This is a genomic window from Mesorhizobium sp. M1E.F.Ca.ET.063.01.1.1 (genome assembly GCF_003998155.1).
Lineage (GTDB): Bacteria > Pseudomonadota > Alphaproteobacteria > Rhizobiales > Rhizobiaceae > Mesorhizobium.
The window spans coordinates 1-1419 of sequence record NZ_RZSC01001107.1; the positions used below are offsets into that span (position 1 = coordinate 1).

Sequence of the window (1419 nt, forward strand, 5' to 3'; positions counted from 1 at the left end):
GCGCCGGGCAGCGCTGCTCGGCGCTGCGCGTGCTTTACGTCCAGAAGGATGTCGAGAAGAAGATGCTGGAAATGCTGAAGGGCGCGATGGAAGCGCTCACCGTCGGCGATCCTTGGGTGATCTCGACCGATGTCGGCCCGGTCATCGACGACGAGGCGCAAGCCTCGATCAGCGACTATTGCACCAAGAAAGGGCTGGAAGGCAGGCTGATCGCCAAGCTGGAAGCGCCGAAGAGCGGCCGTTTCGTCGCGCCGCATGTCTTCCGCGTCAAAGGCATCGAGGAAATGGAGCGCGAGGTGTTCGGACCGGTGTTACATGTCGCCAGTTTCGACGCCGACGATATCGATGCTGTGATCGCGGCCATCAATCGCAAGGGCTATGGCCTGACCTTCGGCCTGCACACCCGTATCGAGGGTCGCGTCCAGCATTTCGTCGACGGCATTCATGCCGGCAATATCTATGTCAACCGCAATCAGATCGGCGCTGTCGTCGGATCGCAGCCTTTTGGCGGCGAGGGGTTGTCGGGCACCGGGCCGAAGGCCGGTGGGCCGCACTATCTGCGCCGCTTCCGCAAAGGTCCGGAGGCCGGCACGGAGGTTGGCGAAGGCCACAAGGTGACCGCCACCGAGCTTGCCGACAATCTGCCGGATCCAGCGCTGGGCGGCTGGTCGACGCGGCCGGATCGCGTGGCGATCCTGAGAAAACATCTGCGCGGCAAGGGGGCGGCTGCAATTGCCGCCGCCGCGAGCCTCGATTTCGGTCAGGTCGACCTGCCTGGTCCGACGGGCGAGGCCAATACGCTGTCGCTGGCGCCGCGCGGGCGGGTGCTCTGCCTCGGACCTGATGCCGATACGCTGCTTGCTCAGACGATCCAGGCTTTAGCCGCCGGCAATGCGGTGCTGGCGGTGGCGCCTGGCGCGCCGGCGGTGCTGTCGGCGCTGACCGGCAAGGGACTGCCGCTTGCTGCAATCGACGGCCGTCCGGATCCGGTCGAGGCACGGGCCCTGAAGGTTGACGTCGTCGCCTTCTCCGGCACGCCAGAAGCGGCGCGCATCGTGCGCAAGGTGATCGCCGAGCGCGCCGGGCCGATCGTGCCCTTGGTCCGTGAAGTGCTCAACCCGGCGGCTTACGCGCATGAGCGCGCGGTCTGCGTCGACACCACGGCGGCGGGCGGCAATGCCAGTCTGCTCGCGGCTGCTTAGGGCGTATTGATATTCAGGTGATGCCGGCCTGCAAACGGCGGCTTCCTGCGCTTCCGGCCTTCGCCGACCGAAGCATAAATGAAATGAGAGTGGCGTGGCAGTTAAGGCTACGGCCGGCGTAGGTCGGTGCTCACGTACTTCAAGTACGCTCCGCTCCGGTTCTCGGAAACCGCCGTTTTCGACTCGGCCTGACCTGAATCTCAACACACCCTAACTA

General features: G+C 65.2%; 1 protein-coding gene. It reads left to right on the plus strand.

What is annotated here, in order from left to right; translation table 11 throughout:
• The coding region (locus tag EOA29_RS36425) for an aldehyde dehydrogenase family protein (protein WP_127222388.1) at window positions 1-1202 on the plus strand (1202 nt) is incomplete at its 5' end.
• Window positions 1203-1419 lie beyond the last annotated feature (217 nt).